Here is a 2,130-nt window from a genome sequence, read left to right as displayed (position 1 = left end):
CCCCCCACCAGCCACTCGCCGAGCGGCTCGCTCTCCACCGGCTGCCAGGCGCGGGCGCCCACCCGTGCCAGCTCCTCGAAGTCCGCGGCCGGCCCACGGCGTCTGGCCGGCGCGGCCGGTACGACCTTTCCCGCGACCAGAGCCGACTCGGGGACGCGGACGCTCTCACCGGTGCGGCGTGTGATCAGCAGCACACCCTTGTCCCACGATGTGAGAACGCCGACCGTGTCGGTGAACTTCTCCGGCCCCGCGCCGCTCTCCGTCAACTGTCTGACTGATACACGTTTGCCCACGTCAGCCGGGGTCAGACGGACCCGGAGCCGTCCGCCCGCAGTGAATTCCACAGCTCTGTCCGCCCCTCCTGTTCGGATCGTGCTCAAGAACGGAGATACTAGATGCGGGCATCGACGACGCCGCGCTTCCGCGCGCCCGTGGACGGAGCCGCAGATCGGCCCGCCGCGCCCTATCGAGGAGGAACGACAGCGTGACCTACGTCATCGCGCAGCCTTGTGTCGACGTCAAGGACAAGGCGTGCATCGAGGAGTGCCCGGTCGACTGCATCTACGAGGGCTCCCGGTCCTTGTACATCCACCCGGACGAATGCGTCGACTGTGGAGCCTGTGAGCCGGTCTGCCCGGTCGAGGCCATCTTCTACGAGGACGACACCCCGGAGGAGTGGAAGGACTACTACAAGGCGAATGTCGAGTTCTTCGACGAGCTCGGTTCGCCCGGCGGTGCTTCCAAGCTCGGCCTGATCGAGCGCGACCACCCCTTCATCGCCGCGCTGCCGCCCCAGAACGGCTGACGGCGCGCCTCCCGGTCCCGTACGGCCCGCGCCGTACGGGACCGGGGTGTTTCCCGGCACGGGTCCGGGTCCGGTACGCACGGGCCCAGGTCCGGTACGAATGAGCCGGTACGAATGAGTACGAGAAGAAGTGTGTACGAGAAAGAGTGAGCCCGTGTCCGCTGTCTCTTCGCGCCTTCCCCTTTTTCCGTGGGACAAGCTGGAGCCCCACAAGGCGACGGCCACGGCTCATCCCGACGGGATCGTCGACCTGTCCATCGGCACTCCGGTCGACCCCGTTCCCGAGCTGATCCAGCGGGCGCTGACCGGCGCCGCCGACTCGCCCGGATATCCCACGGTGTGGGGCACGGCCGCGCTGCGTGACGCGCTGACCGCATGGGCGCAGAGCAGGCTCGGCGCGCGCGGAGTGACGCATGAGAACGTCCTGCCGGTGCTCGGCTCCAAGGAGCTGGTGGCCTGGCTTCCGGCACAGCTCGGCCTCGGCGCGGGCGACCGGGTCGCGTATCCGCGGCTCGCGTACCCGACGTACGAGGTCGGGGCGCGGCTCGCCGGTACCGAGCCCGTGCCGTACGACGTGGAGGCCTTCGCGGCCGATCCGGCGGGCGCCGGTCTGGAGGATGTGAAGCTCCTCTGGCTGAACTCGCCGTCGAATCCGACCGGAGCGGTCCTGGCGAAGGACGCGCTGGCCCGGATCGTGGCCTGGGCGCGGGAGCACGGAGTGCTCGTCGTCGGCGACGAGTGCTATCTGGAGCTGGGCTGGGAGACCGAGCCGGTGTCCCTGCTGCATCCGGACGTCTGCGGCGGTACGTATGAGGGCGTCGTCGCCGTCCACTCGCTCTCCAAGCGCTCCAACCTCGCCGGATACCGCGCGGCGTTCGTGGTGGGTGACGCGGCCGTCCTCGGCGAGCTGCTCCAGATCCGCAGGCACGGCGGAATGATGACGCCGACACCGGTGCAGGCGGCGACGGTGGCGGCGCTCGGTGACGACACACACGTACGGGAACAGCGCGAGCGGTACGCGGCCCGTCGTACCGCGCTGCGCGCCGCGCTGGAGGCGCACGGCTTCCGTGTCGACCACAGCGAGGCCGGTCTGTATCTGTGGTCGACGCGCGACGAGCCGTGCTGGGACACCGTGGCGCACCTCGCGGAGCTGGGCATCCTGGTCGCGCCAGGTGACTTCTACGGTCCGGGAGGAGAGCGCCATGTGCGAGTGGCGCTGACGGCCACGGACGAGCGCATCGAGGCGGCGGTCAAGCGGCTGGCCTGAGGGCGCTCTGACCTGCGAGAGAGCTACGGGGAGGGCCCGGGGAGCAGCAGCTCCCCGG

General features: G+C 70.0%; 2 protein-coding genes and 1 pseudogene. 2 read left to right on the top strand and 1 reads right to left on the bottom strand.

Features of this window, described 5'->3' with window-relative positions:
* Positions 1–344 (bottom strand): annotated as a pseudogene (locus tag GA0115259_RS32590) (GNAT family N-acetyltransferase); the annotation flags it as partial.
* A 140-nt stretch (positions 345–484) separates the two neighbouring features.
* Between GA0115259_RS32590 and fdxA the strand changes: the two are divergent.
* Complete coding sequence (gene fdxA, locus GA0115259_RS32585; protein WP_003985062.1) at positions 485–805, top strand: ferredoxin; 321 nt, start codon at positions 485–487, stop codon at positions 803–805.
* Positions 806–959: 154 nt separating this feature from the next.
* On the top strand, positions 960–2,072 hold the full coding sequence (dapC, locus tag GA0115259_RS32580) for a succinyldiaminopimelate transaminase (protein WP_093603642.1): 1,113 nt from the start codon (positions 960–962) through the stop codon (positions 2,070–2,072).
* Positions 2,073–2,130 lie beyond the last annotated feature (58 nt).

It is taken from the genome of Streptomyces sp. MnatMP-M17, from assembly GCF_900091995.1.
In the GTDB taxonomy this organism is placed as follows: Bacteria; Actinomycetota; Actinomycetes; order Streptomycetales; family Streptomycetaceae; genus Streptomyces.
Note: the sequence above shows the minus strand (reverse complement) of the source record. Positions and strands in the feature narration are given on the sequence as shown.